The sequence below is a fragment of the Exiguobacterium sp. 9-2 genome (genome assembly GCF_036287235.1).
Lineage (GTDB): Bacteria > Bacillota > Bacilli > Exiguobacteriales > Exiguobacteriaceae > Exiguobacterium_A.
The window spans coordinates 2,149,074-2,170,562 of the sequence record NZ_CP142850.1 but is presented as its reverse complement, the minus strand read 5'-3'; the positions used below and the strand labels follow the sequence as shown (position 1 = coordinate 2,170,562).

Genomic DNA, 21,489 nt, shown 5'->3' with positions numbered 1-21,489 from the left:
GAACATGGCAGTATTCACGTATGAAGGTCGCACGATGGCCGGTAAACGAAAGAAGGGCAAAATCACGGCGCTGACGAAACGAGAAGCCGCAGAAAAACTGCGAACGGATCAGATCGCTGTGACATCGCTTGAGAAGCAGGAGTCAAAAGGACTGAACACGGAGATTACGTTTCTTAGTCCAAAACCGAAAATCGAACATCTCGTCATGTATGCGCGTCAGTTTGCGACGCTTGTGCGGTCGGGTGTCTCCATCGTCAAGGCAACAGAGATCCTTCGAAAACAGACGGAATCAAAGCCGCTTGAGCGAGCACTGATTGAAGTCGAGGATGACTTACGCAGTGGAATTCAATTTTCGAAAGCGATCGAGAAACATCCCCGCGTCTTTGATACGTTCTTCGTCAGTATGGCGATGGCGGGGGAAGCGAGTGGTAACTTAGAGGAAGCACTTGAGAATATCGTGACGCAGCTTCAAAAACAGTATGAGATTAAACGAAAGGTCATCTCGGCACTGATTTACCCAGCCGTCGTCTCACTTGTTGCTGTCGGCGTCGTCGTGTTCTTGATGATGAACGTCGTCCCGACGTTTGCTTCGATTTTTGATCAGCTCGGTAGTGAGCTACCGCTGATCACGAAGCTCGTCGTCGCGGTATCGGATTTCTTCGTCGCGTACTGGTGGGTCATGTTGTTAATTGCTTTTGGATTGATTGGATTACTGTACTTTAATTTAAAAAACGAACGCCAACGACTATTTTTCGATCGCTTTTTATTAATTATTCCCGTTTTTGGTCCCCTGATTCAAAAGTCGCAGATCGCCTTAATGACCCGGGGACTGTCCGTCCTGCTTAATGCTTCCGTCCCAATTTTAGCCTCGCTCGACATCACGGAGCGGATTGTGACGAATCGAATTATCCGGAAAGGGATTGCCGGCGCTAATGAAGCGATGGCACGCGGCATTCCGATGCACGAACCGCTTGAGAAAAACAAATATTTTCCACCTCTCGTCACACAGATGATTGCCATCGGTGAAGAGACGGGACGACTTGATTCGATGCTGACAGAGGTCGCGAACTTCTACGAGACGGAGGTTGAGACGACAACAGATCGATTGAAGTCAATCATTGAACCATTGCTGATCGTTGTCTTAGCCGCAATCGTCGGTGTCATCGTCATCGCCGTCGTCGTACCGATGTTTAAAATTTACTCGGATATACAAGCAAGTTGACAATTGTAAAAACATTTACCTGATGTGAAAAAAAGACATATTCTACAAAAAATATGGTGCTACTATAATAGTATTCATCTGGATAGTATTACCTACTAACCAAAAACAGTGAAAAAGTACTAGGGAGGCATAAAGAAAATGGTAGAGCGTTTAAAAGAAATCTGGTTAGATGCAAAACAAATGCGCGATGAGCGCGGACTGACGTTGATCGAGTTACTCGTCGTCGTCGTCATCTTAGGAATCATTGCAGCAATCGCTGTCGTCGCAATCGGTGGATTGATCGAGAATTCGCGGAAGGATGCAGTTGTTTCGGATGCGAAGCAATTGATATCTGCTTCTAAACTCTATACTTCAGCAAATCCAGTTAAATCAGGATCATCGATCAAGCTTGGTGTTTATCGTGAAAGCAAAGCATTTGTAGCAGGTAGCAACGAAGCTAAAATGGATGAATACATTGATGATATGAAAGATCCATTTAATGGAGATGCAGCATACAAAGATGCTTACGTTACAGTTACTGCAGCAACAAATGGAAAATATACTTATACAGTTACGCTTAAAGGTGATAAAGACTACTTCACAAACGAAGCTCCTTCTTACTTAAAGCGTGATAATGTCACTAAATCCTCTTCAGCTAGTGAGTAAACTGAACAAAAGATTGTCCCCCTCCTCGGGGGTTTTTTTCTGAACTTTTTTGAAAGGGAGGTCGTGTCATGACGATCGTCTTCACGGTTTATTTTTTCTTGTTAGGCTTACTTATCACGTCGTTTACGAACGTTGTCGGTCTGCGCGTCCCGGTCGGGGAGTCGATTGTTCATCCGCGCTCCCATTGTCCGACGTGTGGCCATGTCTTAGGACCGCTCGAACTGACACCGGTACTCGGTTACGCTATGCTTGGCGGCAAGTGCCGCTCTTGCGGACAGTCAATCTCAATCAAGTATCCAGCGCTTGAATTACTCGGAGGGATTCTTTATGCCTATGCCTTTTGGCAGTTCGGCTGGTCGATGGAACTGGCCTTGACACTCGTCCTGACGAGCTTGCTGTTCATCCTAACGATGTCAGACTTAGCGTACATGCTGATCCCGAATAAAATTTTACTCATCTTTTTGCCAATTGCCTTGATTGTGCGCTACCTTTCTCCACTCGAAAACTGGTATAATCCAATTATTGGTGGAATCGTCGGCTTCGTTCTATTATTCGTCATCTTTCTTGCTTCCCGTCGTGGTATGGGAGCAGGGGATGTCAAACTGTTCGGACTGCTCGGAATCTTCCTTGGACCGCTTCACGTCGTCATTGCCTTGTTCGTCTCGGCATTCGTTGGTTCCGTTCTTGGCTTAACATTACTTGGACTCGGACGCGTGAAACGGAAACAACCCATTCCCTTCGTTCCGTCGATTGCCGTCGGAACATTACTGACATATTATTTTGCGGATGATTGGGTATCGTGGTACCTCGATTTACTGCTTTAAGAAAGGAAGAACGTACATATGGCGCAACGGCGTAAAGGGACTTATATCTACTTTAATTTTACCGACGTCGCAATCTTCGGTGCGGTCGTCAAAAAAGGCGTCATTAAGCGCCGGGCAGTCGTCGCGCTGCCGCCAGGAACACTGCAAGGAGGCTGGTTGCAGCCGGAAGCCTCGCTTGATTTCATCTTTGACGGGTTACTGACGAAGCTGAAAGTACCGCGTGGCTCGCAAGCGGTGCTGGCGCTCGATGGTTCACTCGTTCTCGCCCGGAAACTTGATATTCCGGAGACGATCGAGACGAATCAAATTCGCGGCTACCTGTTCATGGAGATCGGACATAGTATCGTCCTGCCGTTTGAAGAACCGTATTTTGATTACACGGTTCTGGAAGAAGACGGCAAGCGGGAAATCATGCTGTATGCCGCCCCTAACGAAGCGCTGAAGCAATACACGCAACTGTTCAAACAAAAGCATTTGCGACTGGTTGCTGCTGAACCTCAACCGCTCGCGACCTACTTCGGGATTGAATCTCATCACCCAGTTACAACAGAAGCTGATACGTTATTGATCTGGAATGCGAATGCGACGAATCACCAGCTGATCATCATCGAAGATCACGTGCCACGTCTGATTCGCTCGGTCGACACGTTTGCGGCTGACGCGTGGGATGTTGATGTCATCGATGATCAATTGCATTATCGTTACCGCTCGGATGATCCGACGGTCGAACTCATCTTAGATGAGATGTTGCTCGAGTTCTCGCGTGTACTCGATTTCTATCGATTTTCGCTCGCGCGCGAAGGACGAGAGATCACGAATGTCGTCCTTGCCGGGGACTTCCCGTTCCGTGATGAACTGGCAACACGTTTCCGGTCGAACTTTGATTTAAGTCTCGATGAAATTCCAGATATGATGACGATCGACGGACAGTCAATTCCACGAGCGTACTTACCGCTCGCTGGTCTTGCTTCACCGCGAAAAGACCGCATCAACTTATTACCGGAAAACGACGAAGCACCGAAATATCCGCTTGTCGCTTCACTCATTCTGTTGTTGTTCGGCGGACTCGCTGGTGGTTATCTCTACTGGCAAACCGATCAATTCGCGGATCGCGTCGAATCGACGAACGATCAAATCCAGATCGTCCGTCAGTTGCAGTCGGAATCGGACCAATCGGCGAAGCAGGAAGTCGCGCAACTCAAACAGACAGTCGAAGGACTCGAGACGACGCCGCGTCCTGCCGTACCGACGCTTGAACGGATTACCCGTTATCTCCCAGAACGCGGTTATATCCTTCAATTCGCGTATGGTGCGAATCATGCCGTGACGATGACGACCCAATTCGAGACGCTTGATGAACTAAACGATTTTTATCGTGAATTGTTGACAGATAAAGTCTTCTCAGGAACGAACCTTGCGAGTGTGACGACACGGACGATGAATGAAAAGGCGGATGTCGTCACGACGACGACGGTTGATCCGACGACCGGGCAAGAAATTCCGACGACGGAAATCACACCGTCGGATGATGCAAAATCTGAAGAACCTCGTTATATCGGACAATTCTCGTTGAACGTCAACCCGACGGAAGTCGTCAAAGGCGAAACAAACGAAGCTGATCCGGCAGTACCAAAAGAAGATCAGCCAGCTGAATCGGAAACGGATAGCTCGACGGAAGCGACTCCTTCAACCGATCCGACGACGGAGACGACTGATCCGAATGTAACGACTGAAATCGAGGAGGTGCCGGACAATTGAAACGTTATAGTAGCTTCATCCTCCTCGGTCTAACGATCTTGATCGTTCTCGGTGCGGTCGGTTACTTCGGTTATACGACGTATACGACACACCAAACGTTGCAAGAAAAAGAAGCGACGCTCAAGCGAGAACAGATGGTGCTCGAGCAAGCGAAAGCGAACGAACAGAAAGTCGACGTCGCTGAGTCGAGCTTCCTGCAACAAAAAGTCCCGGTGACGGCAGCGAACGATGACGTCATCGATGCGATTAACGCGTCGAGTCAGATTGCCGGTGTCAAAGTCCAGTCGATCACGTTTGGTCAGGCGACCACAACGCCAACGCCACAGTCACCGGTGACATCAACGCCTGCCGTTGACGGAGCAATGGCGACGGAGTCTGATCAAGATCAAGCGACAACAGCTGCGGCGACAGGAACAACCACAGCGAATGCGACGCCACTTCCGGCGTCATTGACGGTTGAAGCCCCGTCGTATCTTGAATTGATGGCATTCTTAAAACAAATCGAGCGGACGGATCGAATCACGGTCTTACGCCAAATTCAGTTATCGGGACCGGAAGAACCGGGTCCGAGTAGCGGAACGCTTTTGCTTGAGGATGAGATGCTTTCATTCACAGTCGAGATTGAATCGTATTATCGTCCGGACCTGACGAAGTTGACGCCGGATAAACAAACGCCACTCGAGGAGAAGACACCGAAGTCGGATCCATTTGTCGATGTGACAGGAAATTAAAAGAAAACAAGCGGTTCCTATGCTGTTAGGGACCGCTTGTTTTTTGTTAGACTATTCGATGACTCGAATTATCCGATTCGAAATTAATGGGAAAGAACGTGATACTAATGATAACGCAACCACACTTGATTCTCGCCTCAGCTTCACCGCGCCGGACGGAACTCTTGCAACAAATCGGAATCGCTCACGCAGTCGTACCGGCGAATGTCGTCGAAGAAGCGCCGTATCCGATGTCCCCGCATGAATACGTCCGTCATCTATCGCAAAAGAAAGCGCGAGCGATTACGACAGACGGTGTCATTCTGGCTGCCGATACAGTCGTTGCAATTGACGATATGATTCTCGAGAAGCCGGCAGATAGGGGAGAGGCACGGGCGATGCTCGCGCGTCTATCGGGACGAGCACATGAAGTCGTGACAGGAGTAACGATTCGCTTTGGTGAGAAGGAAGAGACATTCGACGTGACGACACACGTTCGTTTTGGTGCATTGCCAAACGAATGGATCGAAGGCTATATCGCGACGACCGAGCCCTATGATAAAGCGGGTGGATATGGTATTCAAGCGATGGGTGGCCTGTTCGTCGAAGCGATCGAGGGCGATTACTATAATGTTGTCGGATTGCCGATCCACGAAATCACGAAACGTCTCGCGTCCTTTACGATCAAGCCGATGTTTGCGTAATCCTGAAACAGAGAGGTCGGATGCTGTGATTGAATGGCCGAAGGATATGGTTCAGTTGAAAGGCTTAGCACAAGCGACGACAGTCGAGTTGTTGGCATGTCTTGTCCGAAGCGGAACGCGCGACCGGACACCGCTCGAAATCGCGGAAGAATTACTGCACATCTATCCTTCACTGATTGAACTCGAGGCAGCTGGAGTCGGTGGACTCGAGAAAGCACCAGGTGTCGGAAAGGCAAAGGCGTTGCAAATCATGGCGGGACTGGAACTCGGTCGTCGTCTCGTCACGGAACCGAAGTGGGTTCGACCGACGATCCGTTCACCGGAAGACGCGGCGGAGCTGTTGTTAGAAGAAATGCGCCTCTATCAACAGGAACATTTCATCTGCCTGTATTTGAATACGAAAAATGAGGTTGTCTCGAAAAAGACGTTATTCATTGGAGGATTGAACACGTCAATCGTCCACCCGCGAGACGTTTTCCGGGAAGCGATTCGCTGCTCGGCTGCGAACTTCATTGCCGTCCATAATCATCCGTCCGGTGATCCGACGCCAAGTCGGGAAGATATCGAGGTATCCGAGCGACTTGTTGAGGCAGGACGACTCATTGGAATCAGTTGTCTTGACCACATCATCATCGGGCATGGACAATTTATTAGTATGAAACAGCGCGGATTTATGTAAGAATAACGTCTGAAGGGAAAGTTTCGTTTCTTTCCGTCAGACGTTTTTTTGTGTGTTTTCTAAGGCGAACTGTAAACAAGCTGTAACGTTTTAACGCTTTCCAATGAAGGCTTTTCCGTTATAATTAGTGAAGTGTATTCTCAGAGAGGGGTTTTTTGAATAATGTTTGGATCATTCAGCCGTGAAATCGGCATTGACTTAGGTACGGCTAACACGCTCGTGTATGTAAAGGGGCAAGGAATCGTCGTCCGTGAACCGTCCGTCGTTGCTTTCCGTACGGATACAGGGAAAATTGAGGCAGTTGGTAATGCAGCAAAAAACATGATCGGTCGTACGCCGGGTAACGTGACTGCACGACGCCCGATGAAAGACGGGGTTATCGCGGATTATGAAACAACCGCTACGATGATCAAATATTTCATGGATCAAGCTTCAAAGAAAAAAGGCTTGTTCTCTTCTAAGACGAACGTCATGATCTGTGTACCAAGTGGTATTACATCGGTCGAAAAACGTGCGGTTGAAGATGCAGCGAAACTTGCGGGTGCGCGTGAAGCATACACGATCGAAGAACCATTCGCAGCAGCAATCGGTGCAGGTCTTCCGGTTTCAGAACCAACAGGCTCGATGGTCGTCGACATCGGTGGTGGTACGACAGAAGTTGCTGTCATCTCACTCGGTGGTATCGTCACAAGCCAATCGATCCGTGTCGGTGGTGATGAGATGGATGAGTCGATCATTCGTTACATCAAATCGAAATACAACTTGATGATTGGGGAACGGACAGCTGAGACGTTGAAAATGACGATCGGTTATGCTCGCATCGATGAAGAATCAGAGAACGAAACGATGGAAATCCGTGGACGCGACCTCGTCACAGGTCTTCCGAAACAGATCGAAGTCACAAGTGCTGAAATTTGTGACGCACTTTCAGATACGGTCGAAGCGATTCTTGCAGGTGTTAAGCACACGCTTGAGCAGACACCTCCTGAATTATCAGCAGACGTCATGGACCGCGGTATTGTCCTGACAGGTGGTGGGGCGCTCTTGAAGAACCTTGATGCTGTCATCGAAGACGAAACACGTATTTTGACACTCGTTGCAGAAAACGCACTTGATTGTGTCGCAATCGGTACAGGAAAATCACTCGAGATGATGAATGTCCTTCGTTCGAAATCAGGCATCTCGCAAAAAAGATAAGGACGGGATGAGCGATGAAGCGATTTTTAAATAATCGAAAACTGCTCATCACACTCCTTAGTTTTCTCCTTTTGGTGATCTTAATCGGGATTTCGCTGCAAGGGCGTAACCAATCCCACTGGTATCAAAGCTTCGTGCGTGATACCGTGGGCGTCGGTCAACGCCTTTTCGCGACACCGATTGGCTGGATTGATGATACGGTCACTTCGATTAAAGAAGTGCGTGACGTGTACAAAGAAAATGAACACTTGAAATCACGATTGAACGACTATGCCGGCAATGCCGTTAAAGTCCGTGATCTTGAGCGTGAGAATAAAGAATTAAAAGACATGCTCGACCTCAAAGGTTCGATTCGCGACTATAAACTGTTACCGGCAGAGATGATCGGGCGGACATCGTCCGAATGGCAACGGTTCGTGACGATTAACATCGGCGAACAAAAAGGGGTCAAACCGAACATGGCCGTCGTAACAGCAGATGGATTGATCGGTCGCGTCATCCAGGCGAGCGCTTATACGTCCCTTGTGCAGTTGATGTCGGATACGAGTCGGACGAATAACGTTTCGGCAACGGCAGACGACACGAAAGGAAAAGGAGTCTTCGGAACGATTGAAGGCTTCGATGAAGAGACGAAACTACTCAAGTTCACGAAAATTCCGAACGACGCGAAGCTGAAAAAAGGGCAGACCGTCACGACGTCCGGTCTTGGTGGAAAGTATCCGAGCGGGATCGTCATCGGAAAAATCGAAGAAGTGAAATCCGATCAGTATGGGGCTTCGAAAATCGCATACGTCAAACCGGCAGCAGACTTCGAACAGTTCGGTCATGTCTTCGTGATTGAACGCGAAGCGAAGGAACCCTTCGCTGAGACCGATAAGGGAGGGGACACTCGTGAATAACGTTAAGTTGTTTTTCGCCGTGTTCCTTCTTTTTATCTTAGAAGGAACGTTGTTCGCGGGACCGCTTGGAGATGGTTCGCCGTATGTCATTCATACGACCTTGATCGGTCTGATGTTCCTCGGTCGGTACGGGAAGCTTGAACAAGCACTCGGATTCGGACTCGTTTTCGGATTGCTCTATGATTTCGTGTACTCGGATATTATCGGAATTTACTTATTTGCGTTATCCGCCATTCCGCTTTTTAGTAGCTTCGTGCTAAAATATGTAAAGGAGAACGTATTGACGATTCTCGTCACGTTCACGTTCAGTGCCATTTTGTATGAACTCGATATATATTTCTTCACGGCTTCGGTCGTTGGTGTCGGGGTTTCCTTCCAAGAACTCGCGACACAGATCATTCCAAGGAGTTTGGTTGCCCAGTTGATCGGGATCATCATCCTGTATTATCCGATGACCCGACTCGTGCAGTCGACCCTTGACGAGAAAAGAGGATGAGTCATGATTGAGCGTAAACGTTATGTAACGATGAAAGGCCATCGTGGTGGCCTCGCCGTCTATGTGAATGAAAGGTGCAGTGTGGATGAATTTCTTGACGATTTAGAGTTGACGCTTGCGGACAAATCCGTCGAGAACGGACGCGCCGTACCCATCACCTTCTTCTTCGGTCGACGTTATGTCGATGAAGGGGTGTTGACGGCCGTCGAATCTATCGTCGCGCGACATGATTCCTTCTCTTTCAAAGGCTATGACAGTGAATGCATCACGAAAGACGAGGCAAAAGCCTTGTACGGAGAGCGGACGTTCCATTATTTTGGTGGCACGGCACGCAGTGGGCACGTATTAGACGTTGAAGGTTCGATCGTCATCATCGGAGATATCAATCCGGGAGCGGTCGTCCATGCGACAGGAAGTATCTATTGTCTCGGAGCTTTGCGTGGTACCGTTCATGCAGGTAAAGGTGGTAATACGGAAGCAGTCATCGCTGCAAGTGTGTTGCAACCGAAATGGGTCGCGGTCGCTGGAACCGTCCATGAGGAGCCGGATGACGCACCGATTCCTGCTCTCGATATGGGCTGTGCATTTTTAGGCGAAGACGGGGTGGAATTCTCCCGCCTTCAAACCGTTCCGCTTGCGCGGATGGATCAGTTTGCGATTGATAGTGAAAGAGGGTGACGGATATGGAACAAGTGAAAGAACAGGTACATATGGAGGCGAAGACGAATATGGGACGCGCCATCGTCGTCACATCCGGTAAAGGCGGCGTCGGTAAGACAACGACGACGGCGAACATCGGAACAGCACTTGCATTGATGGGGCATTCGGTTTGTCTCGTCGATACAGATATCGGGTTACGCAATCTGGATATCGTGCTTGGTCTCGATAACCGGAGTATCTATAACATCGTTGACGTCGTAACGGGACAATGTAAATTGCACCAAGCGCTCGTCCGCGATAAGCGTTTTGAAGAGATGTATCTGTTGCCTGCTGCTCAATCAAAGGATAAGTCCTCCGTCACACCCGAACAGGTGAAGGCAATCATCGACACGCTGAAACTTGAATACGATTTTGTATTGATTGACTGCCCGGCAGGAATCGAACAAGGATTCATGAATGCGATTGCTGGAGCGGATGAAGCTGTCGTCGTAACGACACCGGAAAAAGCAGCCGTCCAAGATGCGGACCGGATCATTGGGATGCTCGAACGCTCAGAACGAAACATCGTTCCAAAACTCGTCATCAATCGGGTGCGTTCGCACATGATGGCATCAGGTGATATGCTCGATATCGATGAGATTATGCGTATTCTTTCAATCGATCTGCTTGGTCTGATCATCGATGATGAAGAAGTCATCGCCGCTTCGCACCGCGGTGTGCCTGTTACGATGAATCCGGATAACCGGGCTGGACTCGGCTACCGGAACATCGCCCGCCGGATTCTCGGAGAATCCGTGCCACTGCTTGATTTAAATGAACAACCGCAAAAAGGGTTCTTCGTCAAATTGAAGAAGATGCTTGGGATGAAATAAGAATGGGAAATTAGACTAGGACGACATCGTCGCGCCTAGTCTAATTTTTTTGGAGGGATCAGTATGCGATGGATTAGTGAACAGACCGCTTCACTCGAACGATTGGCGTTGGTCGAAGGCGGTCGATTGATTGAATATCATGAACGGATGCGTGACGAGATCCGGGTCGGAACGTTCGTTTATGCCAAGGTCGACCGGTTGCATCCGACGCTCGGAGCAGCCTTTTTGATCGCGACTGACGGTACGCCGCTTTACTTACCGCTTAATGAAACGGTGGAAGCACTTCGTCGCTATCCGGACGTGCCAACGATCGGACAAGCCGTCCAGGTCGGGCAGACATTGCTCGTTCAGGTCGTCAAGGAAGGGGTCGCACCGAAGCAACACAAGGTGACGCAGAATATCACTTATGGTGGACGTTATCTTGTCTATTTCCCGTACGGTCGCCGCGTCCGTTTCAGTCGGAAGTTGGATCTCGTCGTCCAGCGTCAACTGGCGGAGCAATTGACGACGACGGAAGAAGAAGGGATTCTTTACCGGACGGAGGCAGCGAAAGCATCAATCGACGAATTGAAACAAGAGTTACAGTCATTACGGATACGGCATAAAGAACTCATGCAGGCGCCGCGTCTTGAGCAAGACGAGGCATTGATCGTCCAGGAAGCGAAGCGACTTCCGCATGTCACCGATGCGCTCGTCATGACGCGTCAGGAAAAAGAACGACTCGAATTACTCGGTCTGTCTGTTGAACGATCGCTACGAAAAGGGCGCTTACCTGAGATGGAAGCCATTGATGGGGCAATCGAAAAAGCGATGCAACGGGTCGTCTGGCTCGACGGAGGAGCGTATCTCTTGATTGAAGAAGTCGAGACGATGACTGTCATCGACGTCAACAGTGGGAAGACGATTTCGGTCAAAGAACAAAAGCGGACGTTTGATCAAATCAATGAAGCGGCTGCCGTCGAAGTTATGCGACAATTACGGTTACGTAATATCAGCGGAATGATTGCAATCGATTTTTTACGTGGCTCAAGTAAAGGTCAGACACGGGTGACCCAACTTCTCAAAGAACGAGCCGCACTCGAGACGAAACAAATCGAAGTGTATGGATTTACGAAGATGGGCTTATGCGAACTGACGCGACAACGACACGGAAAATCATTGCAGGAACGATCGCAGGAATCCGGTCAATGGACACGATTAAGCGTCTATCGGTTGATTGAACCGAAATTGCTTGAGATCGCGACCTATGCGGAAGCGGTCGTGATTCGCGCGCCGCGTCACTTGTTACAAGACGAATTCATCTCTCGCCAACCACTCGAGGTGCACGTGTTAGAAGGCGATCCAGCCGTCCTATTCACTGGGTCGTCACAGGACTGTCTCGATTTCATCAAGCGATCGGAATAATCCTTCAGAACAGCATTGACAAGTTGGAAGAACGTTTGGTATTCTGAATAACGTTAGTTCGTTTGGAAGCACCCAAATGACTACAACCGCACAGACCGGGTTTTAAAGCATCTGCTGCCCGTGATGGCGAGTCTGAGTTCCTAAGAGGAGGTGCACGTAATGTACGCAATTATCAAAACTGGTGGTAAACAAGTCAAAGTCGAAGCTGGCCAAGAAATCTACGTTGAGAAATTAAACGCAGACGTCGACAGCACAGTTGAATTTGGTGAAGTATTGATCCTTGGTGGTGACGATGTTAAAGTCGGCGCTCCACTCGTAGAAGGTGCGAAGGTCGTAGCAACGGTCATCAAACACGCTCGCGCGAAAAAGATCACTGTCTTCAAAATGAAAGCGAAAAAGAACTACCGTCGTAAGCAAGGTCACCGTCAACCTTACACAAAGGTCCGCATCGAGAAAATCGAAGCGTAAGCCATGATACGTGTCAAGATTCGACGAGATGAAGCGGAACTCGTCCGCTCCATCGAAGTGACAGGACATGCCGAGTTTGCAGAACCAGGTCTCGACCTTGTCTGTGCCGGCGTATCGTCGGTGATCTTCGGGGCATATAATGCCATAGAAGCATTACTCGGGCAGGTCCTGCTCCTTGAAATGGCAGAACAACAAGAGGGTGGCTACTTTTATGTAGAACCGTACGCTGACTTAGCACCGGATGTCAGTGAACGCACCCAATTGTTACTGGAGGCGACTTTGGTCCAGCTTGGTACCATCGCTGAAAGTTACGGTGAGTTTATCCAACTTGAACAAGTATAGGAGGTGGATTCCACATGTTGAAACTTAATCTTCAGTTCTTCGCATCGAAAAAAGGGGTAGGTTCGACAAAGAACGGTCGTGACTCGCAATCGAAACGCCTTGGGGCGAAACGTGCAGACGGTCAAACTGTTTCTGCTGGTTCAATCCTCTACCGTCAACGCGGTACGAAGATTCACCCAGGTATGAACGTCGGACGTGGTGGCGATGATACACTTTTCGCAACTGCAACTGGTGTCGTTCGTTTCGAACGTCTCGGACGCGACAAGAAACAAGTCAGCGTTTACCCAGCATAAGGATCGACGAAGCAGACTCTAGCCACTTTCGAGGGTTAGGGTCTGTTTTTTTTAGGAGGGAACGACCGATGGAGGAACAACAGGTACTTGATCTTTTAAAGACTCTTCGTCACGAGTGGTTGAACCGGATACAACTCGTCCGTTCGTATGGCGCGATCGGAGACGAACAAGCAGTCGAGTCGATCTGTTCGGCGTACCGGGAGCAAGCATCTCGGGAAGGACGTCTAGCGCAAATCGGATTGCCGAAAACCGCACTGGCGTTGCTGCAAGCTGAATGGTCAGGCAAAACTGTGACGTATGATGTCATCGGAGCACCCCACATGGAAGATGAGCGGTTGAAGCAACTCGTCGAAGCAGCCATCACCATGATTGATGTAGGAGTAGGAGAAGTATCCGTGACCTTCCACGAGGGCGTGACCATCGAGATCTATCGGGATCTACTAGATATGTCGCGCCTTAAGGATCTAGTGACGCCGATGGAAATCGAGTCGCAGACGGAAAATGAGTGTGTGATTGAGATTGAAAGTCTTCCGTTTGAGGAAGAGAAGTAAGAGGAGGGATCCGACATGTTTGTCGATCAGGTAAATATTTATGTAAAAGCAGGTGACGGAGGACGTGGACAAGTAGCGTTCCGTCGCGAGAAATACGTTCCGGACGGCGGTCCTGCTGGCGGTGACGGTGGTCACGGAGCTCACGTCGTCCTTGAAGTCGACGAAGGACTTCGGACATTGATGGACTTCCGTTACAAACGTCACTTTAAAGCGGTTCAAGGTGAAAACGGAATGTCAAAAGGGATGCACGGTCGTAAAGCCGAGCATTTAATCGTCAAGGTTCCACCTGGTACGGTCGTCTATGATGACGATACGAACGCAGTCATTGCTGACCTTGTCCATCATGGACAACAAGCGATCGTCGCACGCGGCGGACGTGGCGGACGTGGAAATACACGTTTTGCGACACCAGCCAACCCAGCTCCAGAGCACGCAGAAAACGGTGAGCCAGGGGAAGAGAAGTATTTGAAACTTGAACTGAAGATGCTAGCAGATGTTGGTCTTGTCGGCTTCCCGAGTGTCGGGAAATCAACGATGTTATCTGTCGTTTCAGCAGCACGTCCGAAAATCGGCGCGTATCACTTTACGACGATCACACCGAACATCGGCGTCGTCGAAACGGAAGATAGCCGAAGCTTCGTCATGGCTGACTTGCCAGGATTGATCGAAGGCGCAAGTGAAGGCGTCGGACTCGGTCACCAGTTCCTGCGTCACGTCGAGCGGACGAAAGTCATCGTCCACGTCATCGACATGAGTGGGATGGAAGGACGCGATCCAATCGAAGACTACAACATCATCAATAAAGAACTCGCGGACTATAATCTCCGCTTGACAGAGCGTCCACAAGTCGTCGTCGCGAACAAGATGGATATGCCGGATGCGGCAGAACACCTTGAAGCCTTCAAGGAAGCTTTCCCAGAGCTTGAAGTATTCGAAATTTCAGCAGCAACACGTCAAGGATTACGTGACCTCCTATTCCGAATTGCTGACCTCGTTGATGCGACCCCAGAATTCGGTCTTGAGGAACTCGAAGAGAAAACAGCGACACCACGTGTTGTCTACGGTTATGAAGCACCTGAAGCTGGCTTTACGATTTCGAAAGATGAAGACGACTGCTTCGTCATCAAAGGACCACGCATCGAAAAACTCTTCACGATGACGAACTTCATGCGTGAAGAATCGATTAAACGTTTCGCTCGGACACTGCGTCAAATGGGTGTCGACGAAGAGTTACGTCGTCTTGGTGCAATCGACGGCGATGTCGTTCGAATCCGTGATTTCGAATTTGAATTCGTTGAGTCATCCTTCTAAGCGGTTCATTCCATTAAGAAACGGAGTGTGAAAGCATCGTGGACCCATTGCCCATGATTTCATTCGTTTGGTTAATTCCGATTCTCATCTTATCCGCGTTCTTTTCTTCAGCCGAGACAGCACTCGCGAGTGTCAATCGGTTGCGTTTGTTGCATCAATCAGAAGCAGGGGACGCCCGTGCGTCCCGTGTGTTTCGGTTGCTTCAACGTTATGAAGAGACATTGACGTCGATTTTGATTGGCAACACACTCGTCAATGTCGGCTTCATCTTGCTTGGTGGCTGGTGGATCATCCAGTTCGGCGAGACGATAACAACGCAAGCCATTGCCTTTCTTGGGCTGTTCTTTCTGTTACTGTTATTCGGGGAATTGATACCCAAGTCGTATGCCCGCGAACATACGGAACGTTATGTGTTGTTGATCGGACGTCCACTTCGTTTGTGCTTGCTGATGTTTCGACCGCTCGTTTTCGTGTTACTCCGCTTACGTCAGTTTGCGCTTCGGTTGATTGGAGCGGATCCGAAAGGGCCACTCGTGACCGAACAGGAACTCAAGGCACTCGTCGATATCAGTCAGGAAGAGGGGATCATGGGACTCGCTGAAGCTGAACTTGTCCACCAGGCGGTTGATTTTCAACATGTGACGGTCGAGGATGCGTTGACGCCACGCATAGATATTCAAGCAATCGATATCGATGCGCGGCTCGAAGACATCCTTGCAGAAGTGCAAAAAGGCGGCTATTCTCGTCTACCGGTCTATAAGGACTCGATTGATCATGTCATCGGTGTCTTATCCGAACGGGACTTTCTGCGTGCATACGTGAAAAATGGTTCCGTCGATATCCGGGAATGGATTCGACCGGTATCGTTCGTCGTACCACAGACACGATTGATGGATTTATTGCCGGAACTCAAAGTCAAGCAGTCCCATATGGCAGTCGTGCTCGATGAGTTCGGAGGGACGGCAGGTCTGATCACCCTTGAGGATATTTTAGAAGAAATCGTCGGGGAGATTTGGGATGAACACGATGAATCATTGGAATACACGAAACGGATTGGTCCAGAACAATTCGAATGTCTAGCAGAGTATGACATTGAAGACTTCTGTCAGCAATTTCAATTGACGATGCCGGACACCGATGCCCAGTCACTTGGGGGATGGATCATGGAGGAAAGCGGACAACTGCCGGACGTCGGAACGGCGATGCGTTATGAACGTGTCACGTTGACGGTCTTGCATATCGAGAACCGCCGCGTCCGGAAAGTCTTAGCGACGTTTGATCCTCCCGCTATGATGCCAGAGCTACCGCTTGAATCGATGTAACAATAAAAACCGCTCATTCCTTAGGAATAGGCGGTTTTTTAATGTTCAGACATCGAGTTCCGAGACGAGGATTCCAAGATGGTCAAGTTTTGCGATGGCGGCTTCTAGTGCGTCTTCATGATCCGCTTCAAGCGTATGGATATGGACTCCGTCGGTCAAGCTCGACAGTGGAGTAGCTTGTGTCTCCTCTAGCTGTTCAAGCAGTACACGGACATCTCGGCGGCTTTTTAGCATCAACTCACCTGTAATGAAGCCGTAGACAGGATGCTCGATGATGACATCGCGGATGACGACGCCTTCGTCAACGATGGCATCACATTCATCCTTTAATTGCTCGATGCCGTGGCGACAGACGATCTTGCGGCGTAATTTCGAACCGTCGATTTCAGGGTCATTGATCAAATACCCACGAGCTGTCGCGATGACGGGATATCCTTTTGCTTTTAACAATGATAAATCCTGCACGATCACTTGGCGGCTGACGCCTGCTTGTTTCGCCAGTGCTGTTCCCGTAACAGGTTGTTCACTTTCCTCAATCATACGAAGTAATGATTTCCGGCGTTCTTCTCCGGAGATGCGTTTCCCCATGATGTCTCCTACCTTTCTCCAGTGTCATGAGATCGTGTTCAACACATCAATGCACTGTTCGATTTCTTCGTTCGTCGTGTGTTTTCCAAAACTGAGTCGGATCAATCCATGAGCCGCTGATTCGTCAAAACCGATCGCACGCAATGTCGCATTCGGACCGTTTTCTCCTGCCCGACAAGCACTACCAGCGGAAACGGCGATTCCAGCACGATTCAAGGCGAGCAACGCGTGTTGACCGTCCCGTTGTTTCGTATGGATGGCACAGATCGAAGCCAGTTGCGTTGGAGATTCAACGATCAGATAACGAGACGAAGACAATGTTTTTTTTAGCATACCACGAAATACCTGACTGGATGCCTGGATTCCTGGATTTTCTAAGCGCGACGCCTCACAGGCAGCGATGAAGGCGGCAATTCCCGGAACATCGACTGTGCCTGGGCGAATCCCGAACTCATGATGTCCTTCGTAGTATGGACTAAAGAGCGGTCGTCGCAAATACAGAGCACCTAACCCTTTAGGACCGTAGACTTTATGGCTACTCATCGTGTAGGCGTCAAAGGAGTCAATGGTAACATCATCTTTTAAAAATCCTTGAACCCCATCGCAATGAAACAAAATCCCGCGTGATTGACAATATACTGCAATTCGTTCGACTGGGAACCGAAAACCGGTATCCGAATTGACGTGTTGAATCGAGACGACACCAACCTCTTCCGTACAAGCCGTAACGAATCGATCCCAGTCGAACGTTCCGTCCGGCAGTAGAGAAAGATGACGTGTTTCTTGTGCCCAACGCGCAAGTGGAAGCAAGACCGAGTCGTGTTCACACCGAAGTGTCAAGACAACTGATTTGTTACTCTGTCGTATCAAGTGTGTCAAAGCGATGTAATTTGCTTCTGAACCGCTTCCTGTAAAGATGATAGATCCTTCTTTTTGATCTAATTGTTGCATCAGATACTGTCGTGCTCGTTGAAGCAGGCGTTCTGCATCCCCACCGATGTCATGAAGAGAAGAACTGTTGCCGTAGAACGACTGAGCGGCTTGTTGATAATGATCGAGTGCTTGTGGATGCAGCGGAGTAGTAGCTGCGTAATCGAGATAGATCATGAAAAAATCCTGTCCTTTCGTCTTGTCACTCAGCTAAAAGTATGCCAAACTTATTGTCAAGTCAATAGTAAACATTTAGATATAGAGGTGTAAAACATATGTCTTTACATAAAAGGCTTGAGACGGATGTGTTGATCATTGGAACAGGGCTTGCTGCGATTTCGGTCGCCTTGCATCTTCCGCCTGGAACTGAAGCGTTGCTTGTCACAAAAGGCACGCGATTTGAGACCAACTCTATCCGAGCACAAGGTGGGATTGCTTCTGCTTATGCGGAAGTTGATCATCGTGGTCATTTTGAAGATACGTGTCAGGCGGCAAAAGGGCGCATCAATCCGTCCGCTGTTGATTATGTGACCCGATCAGGAGCCGAGGCAATGGAATTCTTGTTACGACAAGGTGTCCCGTTTGATCAATCCGAGGGAGAGTTCTTGCTTGGTCGAGAAGGTGCGCACCGTTTGCCGCGGATTTATCACTCTGGCGGGGACGAGACTGGCAAACGAATCATGGAGACGTTAATGCCGCGAGTGCCTTTTCCGATTCTTGAGCAGACGTGTATCACGGAATTGATTCAAGTAAATGGACAGGTTGTAGGTGCAGTTGGATATAGCCATGGAGAACCGATCGAGATTGTGGCGCGAGCAACGATTCTCGCTACTGGTGGAGTTGGTGGAATATTCGCGTCGTCGACGAATGATCCATCGATTCAAGGAAATGGGATTGCACTAGCTTTTGAAGCAGGGGCGACGATTCGTGATCTCGGCTATATCCAGCACCATCCGACGGTACTTGTTCATGCAGGTCGCTCAGAAGGTTTGATTACGGAAGCACTACGCGGTGCAGGAGCGACACTTGTGACGAAAAGCGGTGACCGGATCATGGCGGATCATCCGATGCAAGATTTAGCGGCGCGCGATGAAGTCGCAAAGCGAATCCATGAGGTGCGAAAACACGAACCGGTCTATCTCGACACGTCAAAAGTCGTTGATCGAACAAAACGGTTTCCAACGTTTGTCGAAAAATGTGAAAAACTGAACATAAATCCGGATCTCGTTGAAATCTCACCAGGCATTCATTTCTTAATGGGGGGAATCGAGACCGATCTGACAGGGCAGACGAATGTCGAAGGACTTTACGCGGTCGGCGAGACAGCATCGATCGGACTGCACGGTCGAAATCGTCTGGCGTCGAACTCGCTTCTTGAGTGTGTCGTCATGGGGAAAGCAGTAGCAGAACAGCTCGAGTTGTTACCGGGACCATCAGTAAAACAAGTGAAACGACGTTCAGGAACACTTCGTTCCGTAACAGACCGTATATCGCAGGTCATCGGTGTCGAAATGGATGTTAGGCAGGTACAAGAATGTCTGGATGCGTTAAAAGGCTGGACATTAGAAGAATCCGGACAGGAAGCAGAAGAAAATCGATTACGTTACGTGACAGCATGTCTATTGCTTGAAGGGGCGCGAAGTCGGTTGACAGGAGAGGATGAGAACATTGAACAAGTGGCAGTTACGGCAACAACTGGAGGCATTTTTAATCGAGGACATCGGACAGTGGGATATCACGAGTGAAGGATGTCTGACGGGACAAGAACGCGGAACCGGTCGTTTTTTAGCAAAGGAAGACGGTGTCTTCTGTGGAGTAGACATTATTCGTGAGATGGCGCATCTGTTACAAGTCAACGTGACGATTCATATAGCGGAAGGGACGGTCGTCACGCGAGGAACGCTTCTTGCTGAGTGGTCTGGTTCGTTACAGGATATTTTAAGCGGAGAACGCGTCGCTTTGAACCTTGTGCAACGCTTATCTGGGATTGCGACGCAGACACGTCAAGCGGTCGAGGTAGTAGCAGGACGAATCCGAATCACGGATACACGGAAGACGACTCCTGGATTACGGATGCTAGAAAAACACGCCGTTCGCGTCGGTGGTGGCTATAGTCATCGCGGACGACTCGATGACGCGGTCATGATCAAAGATAACCACATCACGGTCGCGGGATCGATTACGGAAGCGGTGATGCGAGCAAAACGAGTCGCAGGTCATACGACACCAATCGAAGTCGAAGTTGAGACGGAAGCGGAAGTGCTTGAGGCAGTGGCTGCAAAAGTCGATATCATCATGCTCGATAACCGAACACCAGCAGAAATCAAACAGCTCCGGCAATTGATTCCACCACATATCACGGTCGAACTATCCGGCGGGATTACGATAGACACGTTATCAGACTTCGCGGATAGCGGAGCAGACGTCATCTCACTCGGTGCATTGACGCATTCAGCAACAGCACTTGATATTAGTATGAAAATCGAAGGAGGAAAAAAAGATGTCATTTGATCTATTACGTCACGAAGGAATTCCGGCGTCATACTTACAGCAATCAGAAGCAGAATTGATTGCGATCATCGAAGGGGTCAAAGCACGGATGGGCAGTCGCTTGTTCTTACCCGCCCACCACTATCAAAAAGACGAAGTCGTCCAGTTCGCGGATGCGACGGGAGATTCGCTCCAGCTTGCACAAGTCGCGAAGCAGATGACAGAAGCCGAATATACGGTCTTTTGCGGTGTTCATTTTATGGCGGAGACAGCAGACATGCTGACCGATGCGTCACATACGGTCGTTTTGCCTGACATGCGCGCTGGCTGTTCGATGGCAGATATGGCGAATGATATACAAACGGAGCGTGCCTTTACGATCTTGACGGAACGGTTCGGAGATTCGATCTTACCGTTGACGTATGTCAATTCGACAGCAGCCATCAAAGCATTCGTCGGTCGTCACGGTGGGGCGACGGTGACATCATCGAACGCTGTCCAGATGGTCGAGTGGGCGCTTGCTGAACGAGACATCTTATTCTTCCTGCCGGATCAACATCTCGGTCGCAATACGGCACATGCGCTCGGAATTCCGTTAGAGCAGATGGCGATTTGGGATCCGATTCGCGACGAACTCGTTTTTGACGGGGAGGACCAAGACGTCCGCGTCATCTTATGGAAAGGGCACTGCTCAGTGCATGAGAAATTCACAGTCGGTCAAATTGAACAGTTCCGTAAGACGGATCCGGAGCGAAAGATTCTCGTTCACCCGGAATGTTCGCATGAAGTCGTAGTAGCGTCTGATCTCAATGGATCAACTGCGTACATCATTCAACAAATCGAACAGGCTGCTCCTGGAACGAAGTGGGCGATCGGAACAGAGATGAACCTCGTCAATCGACTCGCGACGACTCATCCGGATCTTGACATCGTGTCGCTCAATCCGTTCATGTGTCCATGTCTGACGATGAACCGGATTGACTTGCCGCATTTAGCGTGGGCGCTCGAACAAGTCGAAGCAGGTGAGCCGGTCAACATCATTAAAGTCGACGCAGAGACGACGCGGCATGCCGTGTTGGCGCTCGAACGAATGCTTGAGCGTTCGTAAAATAGAGAGTGAGAGC

At 49.4% G+C, this 21,489-nt stretch carries 24 protein-coding genes and 1 other annotated feature; of the genes, 22 read left to right on the top strand and 2 right to left on the bottom strand.

Annotation, left to right across the window (positions count from 1 at the left end):
* The first annotated feature begins 4 nt into the window (after nt 1-4).
* The 19 genes from VJ374_RS11505 to VJ374_RS11415 all read left to right on the top strand — a co-directional run bounded on the left by VJ374_RS11505 (nt 5) and on the right by VJ374_RS11415 (nt 16,357).
* On the top strand, nt 5-1,222 hold the full coding sequence (locus VJ374_RS11505) for a type II secretion system F family protein (RefSeq protein WP_329468825.1): 1,218 nt from the start codon (nt 5-7) through the stop codon (nt 1,220-1,222).
* Nucleotides 1,223-1,360: 138 nt separating this feature from the next.
* Nucleotides 1,361-1,867: a type II secretion system protein gene (locus VJ374_RS11500; RefSeq protein ID WP_329468824.1), complete on the top strand. Its 507-nt coding sequence runs from the start codon at nt 1,361-1,363 to the stop codon at nt 1,865-1,867.
* A 68-nt stretch (nt 1,868-1,935) separates the two neighbouring features.
* The gene (locus VJ374_RS11495) at nt 1,936-2,691 is read left to right on the top strand and encodes a prepilin peptidase (RefSeq protein WP_290751826.1); all 756 of its coding nucleotides are present in this window, start codon (nt 1,936-1,938) and stop codon (nt 2,689-2,691) included.
* An 18-nt stretch (nt 2,692-2,709) separates the two neighbouring features.
* Complete coding sequence (locus VJ374_RS11490) at nt 2,710-4,449, top strand: fimbrial assembly protein (RefSeq protein WP_329468823.1); 1,740 nt, start codon at nt 2,710-2,712, stop codon at nt 4,447-4,449.
* Nucleotides 4,446-5,180, top strand: coding sequence for a YfgM family protein (locus VJ374_RS11485; RefSeq protein ID WP_290751819.1), 735 nt, complete (start codon nt 4,446-4,448; stop codon nt 5,178-5,180). The genes VJ374_RS11490 and VJ374_RS11485 overlap by 4 nt, the downstream gene beginning before the upstream one ends.
* Nucleotides 5,181-5,287: 107 nt before the next feature.
* Nucleotides 5,288-5,863, top strand: a complete 576-nt coding sequence (locus tag VJ374_RS11480) for a Maf family protein (protein ID WP_329468822.1) — start codon at nt 5,288-5,290, stop codon at nt 5,861-5,863.
* Between the two features lie 46 nt (nt 5,864-5,909).
* Nucleotides 5,910-6,542 (top strand): RadC family protein, encoded by a 633-nt coding sequence (gene radC, locus VJ374_RS11475; protein ID WP_050677672.1) that lies wholly within the window; start codon nt 5,910-5,912, stop codon nt 6,540-6,542.
* A gap of 162 nt (nt 6,543-6,704) precedes the next feature.
* The gene (locus tag VJ374_RS11470; protein WP_029342258.1) at nt 6,705-7,739 is read left to right on the top strand and encodes a rod shape-determining protein; all 1,035 of its coding nucleotides are present in this window, start codon (nt 6,705-6,707) and stop codon (nt 7,737-7,739) included.
* 14 nt (nt 7,740-7,753) lie between these two features.
* On the top strand, nt 7,754-8,638 hold the full coding sequence (mreC, locus tag VJ374_RS11465) for a rod shape-determining protein MreC (protein WP_056062539.1): 885 nt from the start codon (nt 7,754-7,756) through the stop codon (nt 8,636-8,638).
* The gene (gene mreD, locus VJ374_RS11460) at nt 8,631-9,134 is read left to right on the top strand and encodes a rod shape-determining protein MreD (protein WP_035406481.1); all 504 of its coding nucleotides are present in this window, start codon (nt 8,631-8,633) and stop codon (nt 9,132-9,134) included. The genes mreC and mreD overlap by 8 nt, the downstream gene beginning before the upstream one ends.
* A 3-nt stretch (nt 9,135-9,137) precedes the next feature.
* Nucleotides 9,138-9,812, top strand: coding sequence for a septum site-determining protein MinC (locus VJ374_RS11455; RefSeq protein WP_035406484.1), 675 nt, complete (start codon nt 9,138-9,140; stop codon nt 9,810-9,812).
* 50 nt (nt 9,813-9,862) lie between these two features.
* Nucleotides 9,863-10,666 (top strand): septum site-determining protein MinD, encoded by an 804-nt coding sequence (gene minD / locus VJ374_RS11450; protein WP_029342255.1) that lies wholly within the window; start codon nt 9,863-9,865, stop codon nt 10,664-10,666.
* A gap of 63 nt (nt 10,667-10,729) precedes the next feature.
* The gene (locus VJ374_RS11445) at nt 10,730-12,070 is read left to right on the top strand and encodes a ribonuclease E/G (protein ID WP_290751810.1); all 1,341 of its coding nucleotides are present in this window, start codon (nt 10,730-10,732) and stop codon (nt 12,068-12,070) included.
* 74 nt (nt 12,071-12,144) lie between these two features.
* Nucleotides 12,145-12,214: a sequence feature (ribosomal protein L21 leader region), on the top strand.
* Nucleotides 12,215-12,229: 15 nt separating this feature from the next.
* A complete protein-coding gene (gene rplU / locus VJ374_RS11440; protein WP_012370978.1) occupies nt 12,230-12,538 on the top strand; it encodes a 50S ribosomal protein L21 in 309 nt (102 codons plus the stop codon).
* 3 nt (nt 12,539-12,541) lie between these two features.
* Entirely contained in the window at nt 12,542-12,880 is a 339-nt protein-coding gene (locus tag VJ374_RS11435; protein WP_023468945.1) for a ribosomal-processing cysteine protease Prp, read from the top strand.
* Nucleotides 12,881-12,894: 14 nt separating this feature from the next.
* Nucleotides 12,895-13,173 carry a 50S ribosomal protein L27 gene (rpmA, locus tag VJ374_RS11430; RefSeq protein ID WP_012370976.1) on the top strand — a complete coding sequence of 93 codons (279 nt, stop codon included), beginning with the start codon at nt 12,895-12,897 and terminating at the stop codon, nt 13,171-13,173.
* A gap of 68 nt (nt 13,174-13,241) precedes the next feature.
* Complete coding sequence (locus tag VJ374_RS11425; protein WP_308101818.1) at nt 13,242-13,724, top strand: Spo0B domain-containing protein; 483 nt, start codon at nt 13,242-13,244, stop codon at nt 13,722-13,724.
* Nucleotides 13,725-13,739: 15 nt separating this feature from the next.
* Complete coding sequence (gene obgE / locus VJ374_RS11420) at nt 13,740-15,035, top strand: GTPase ObgE (RefSeq protein ID WP_087681178.1); 1,296 nt, start codon at nt 13,740-13,742, stop codon at nt 15,033-15,035.
* Nucleotides 15,036-15,088: 53 nt separating this feature from the next.
* Entirely contained in the window at nt 15,089-16,357 is a 1,269-nt protein-coding gene (locus tag VJ374_RS11415; protein ID WP_308101817.1) for a hemolysin family protein, read from the top strand.
* A gap of 45 nt (nt 16,358-16,402) precedes the next feature.
* Here VJ374_RS11415 and VJ374_RS11410 read toward each other — a convergent pair whose 3' ends face one another.
* A complete protein-coding gene (locus VJ374_RS11410; RefSeq protein ID WP_056062524.1) occupies nt 16,403-16,945 on the bottom strand; it encodes a transcription repressor NadR in 543 nt (180 codons plus the stop codon).
* A 24-nt stretch (nt 16,946-16,969) separates the two neighbouring features.
* Nucleotides 16,970-18,052 (bottom strand): cysteine desulfurase family protein, encoded by a 1,083-nt coding sequence (locus VJ374_RS11405; protein WP_329468821.1) that lies wholly within the window; start codon nt 18,050-18,052, stop codon nt 16,970-16,972.
* 98 nt (nt 18,053-18,150) lie between these two features.
* Here VJ374_RS11405 and VJ374_RS11400 point away from each other — a divergent pair, with 98 nt between their 5' ends.
* The 3 genes from VJ374_RS11400 to nadA are packed head-to-tail and all read left to right on the top strand — an operon-like array spanning nt 18,151 to nt 21,473.
* Entirely contained in the window at nt 18,151-19,620 is a 1,470-nt protein-coding gene (locus VJ374_RS11400) for an L-aspartate oxidase (RefSeq protein ID WP_329468820.1), read from the top strand.
* Entirely contained in the window at nt 19,544-20,386 is an 843-nt protein-coding gene (gene nadC / locus VJ374_RS11395; RefSeq protein ID WP_442899593.1) for a carboxylating nicotinate-nucleotide diphosphorylase, read from the top strand. Before VJ374_RS11400 ends, nadC begins: the two co-directional genes overlap by 77 nt.
* Entirely contained in the window at nt 20,376-21,473 is a 1,098-nt protein-coding gene (gene nadA / locus VJ374_RS11390; RefSeq protein WP_329468818.1) for a quinolinate synthase NadA, read from the top strand. The genes nadC and nadA overlap by 11 nt, the downstream gene beginning before the upstream one ends.
* Nucleotides 21,474-21,489: the final 16 nt, after the last annotated feature.

Coding starts and splice junctions, on each gene's coding strand:
- VJ374_RS11435 (WP_023468945.1), top strand. CDS start 12,542: ATGATACGTGTCAAGATTCGACGAGATGAAGCGGAACTCGTCCGCTCC.
- VJ374_RS11470 (WP_029342258.1), top strand. CDS start 6,705: ATGTTTGGATCATTCAGCCGTGAAATCGGCATTGACTTAGGTACGGCT.
- nadA (WP_329468818.1), top strand. CDS start 20,376: ATGTCATTTGATCTATTACGTCACGAAGGAATTCCGGCGTCATACTTA.
- VJ374_RS11415 (WP_308101817.1), top strand. CDS start 15,089: ATGATTTCATTCGTTTGGTTAATTCCGATTCTCATCTTATCCGCGTTC.
- VJ374_RS11500 (WP_329468824.1), top strand. CDS start 1,361: ATGGTAGAGCGTTTAAAAGAAATCTGGTTAGATGCAAAACAAATGCGC.
- rpmA (WP_012370976.1), top strand. CDS start 12,895: ATGTTGAAACTTAATCTTCAGTTCTTCGCATCGAAAAAAGGGGTAGGT.
- mreC (WP_056062539.1), top strand. CDS start 7,754: ATGAAGCGATTTTTAAATAATCGAAAACTGCTCATCACACTCCTTAGT.
- obgE (WP_087681178.1), top strand. CDS start 13,740: ATGTTTGTCGATCAGGTAAATATTTATGTAAAAGCAGGTGACGGAGGA.
- VJ374_RS11505 (WP_329468825.1), top strand. CDS start 5: ATGGCAGTATTCACGTATGAAGGTCGCACGATGGCCGGTAAACGAAAG.
- radC (WP_050677672.1), top strand. CDS start 5,910: ATGGTTCAGTTGAAAGGCTTAGCACAAGCGACGACAGTCGAGTTGTTG.
- VJ374_RS11405 (WP_329468821.1), bottom strand. CDS start 18,052: ATGATCTATCTCGATTACGCAGCTACTACTCCGCTGCATCCACAAGCA.
- minD (WP_029342255.1), top strand. CDS start 9,863: ATGGGACGCGCCATCGTCGTCACATCCGGTAAAGGCGGCGTCGGTAAG.
- VJ374_RS11495 (WP_290751826.1), top strand. CDS start 1,936: ATGACGATCGTCTTCACGGTTTATTTTTTCTTGTTAGGCTTACTTATC.
- VJ374_RS11480 (WP_329468822.1), top strand. CDS start 5,288: ATGATAACGCAACCACACTTGATTCTCGCCTCAGCTTCACCGCGCCGG.
- VJ374_RS11425 (WP_308101818.1), top strand. CDS start 13,242: ATGGAGGAACAACAGGTACTTGATCTTTTAAAGACTCTTCGTCACGAG.
- VJ374_RS11400 (WP_329468820.1), top strand. CDS start 18,151: ATGTCTTTACATAAAAGGCTTGAGACGGATGTGTTGATCATTGGAACA.
- VJ374_RS11490 (WP_329468823.1), top strand. CDS start 2,710: ATGGCGCAACGGCGTAAAGGGACTTATATCTACTTTAATTTTACCGAC.
- VJ374_RS11445 (WP_290751810.1), top strand. CDS start 10,730: ATGCGATGGATTAGTGAACAGACCGCTTCACTCGAACGATTGGCGTTG.
- rplU (WP_012370978.1), top strand. CDS start 12,230: ATGTACGCAATTATCAAAACTGGTGGTAAACAAGTCAAAGTCGAAGCT.
- VJ374_RS11455 (WP_035406484.1), top strand. CDS start 9,138: ATGATTGAGCGTAAACGTTATGTAACGATGAAAGGCCATCGTGGTGGC.
- VJ374_RS11410 (WP_056062524.1), bottom strand. CDS start 16,945: ATGGGGAAACGCATCTCCGGAGAAGAACGCCGGAAATCATTACTTCGT.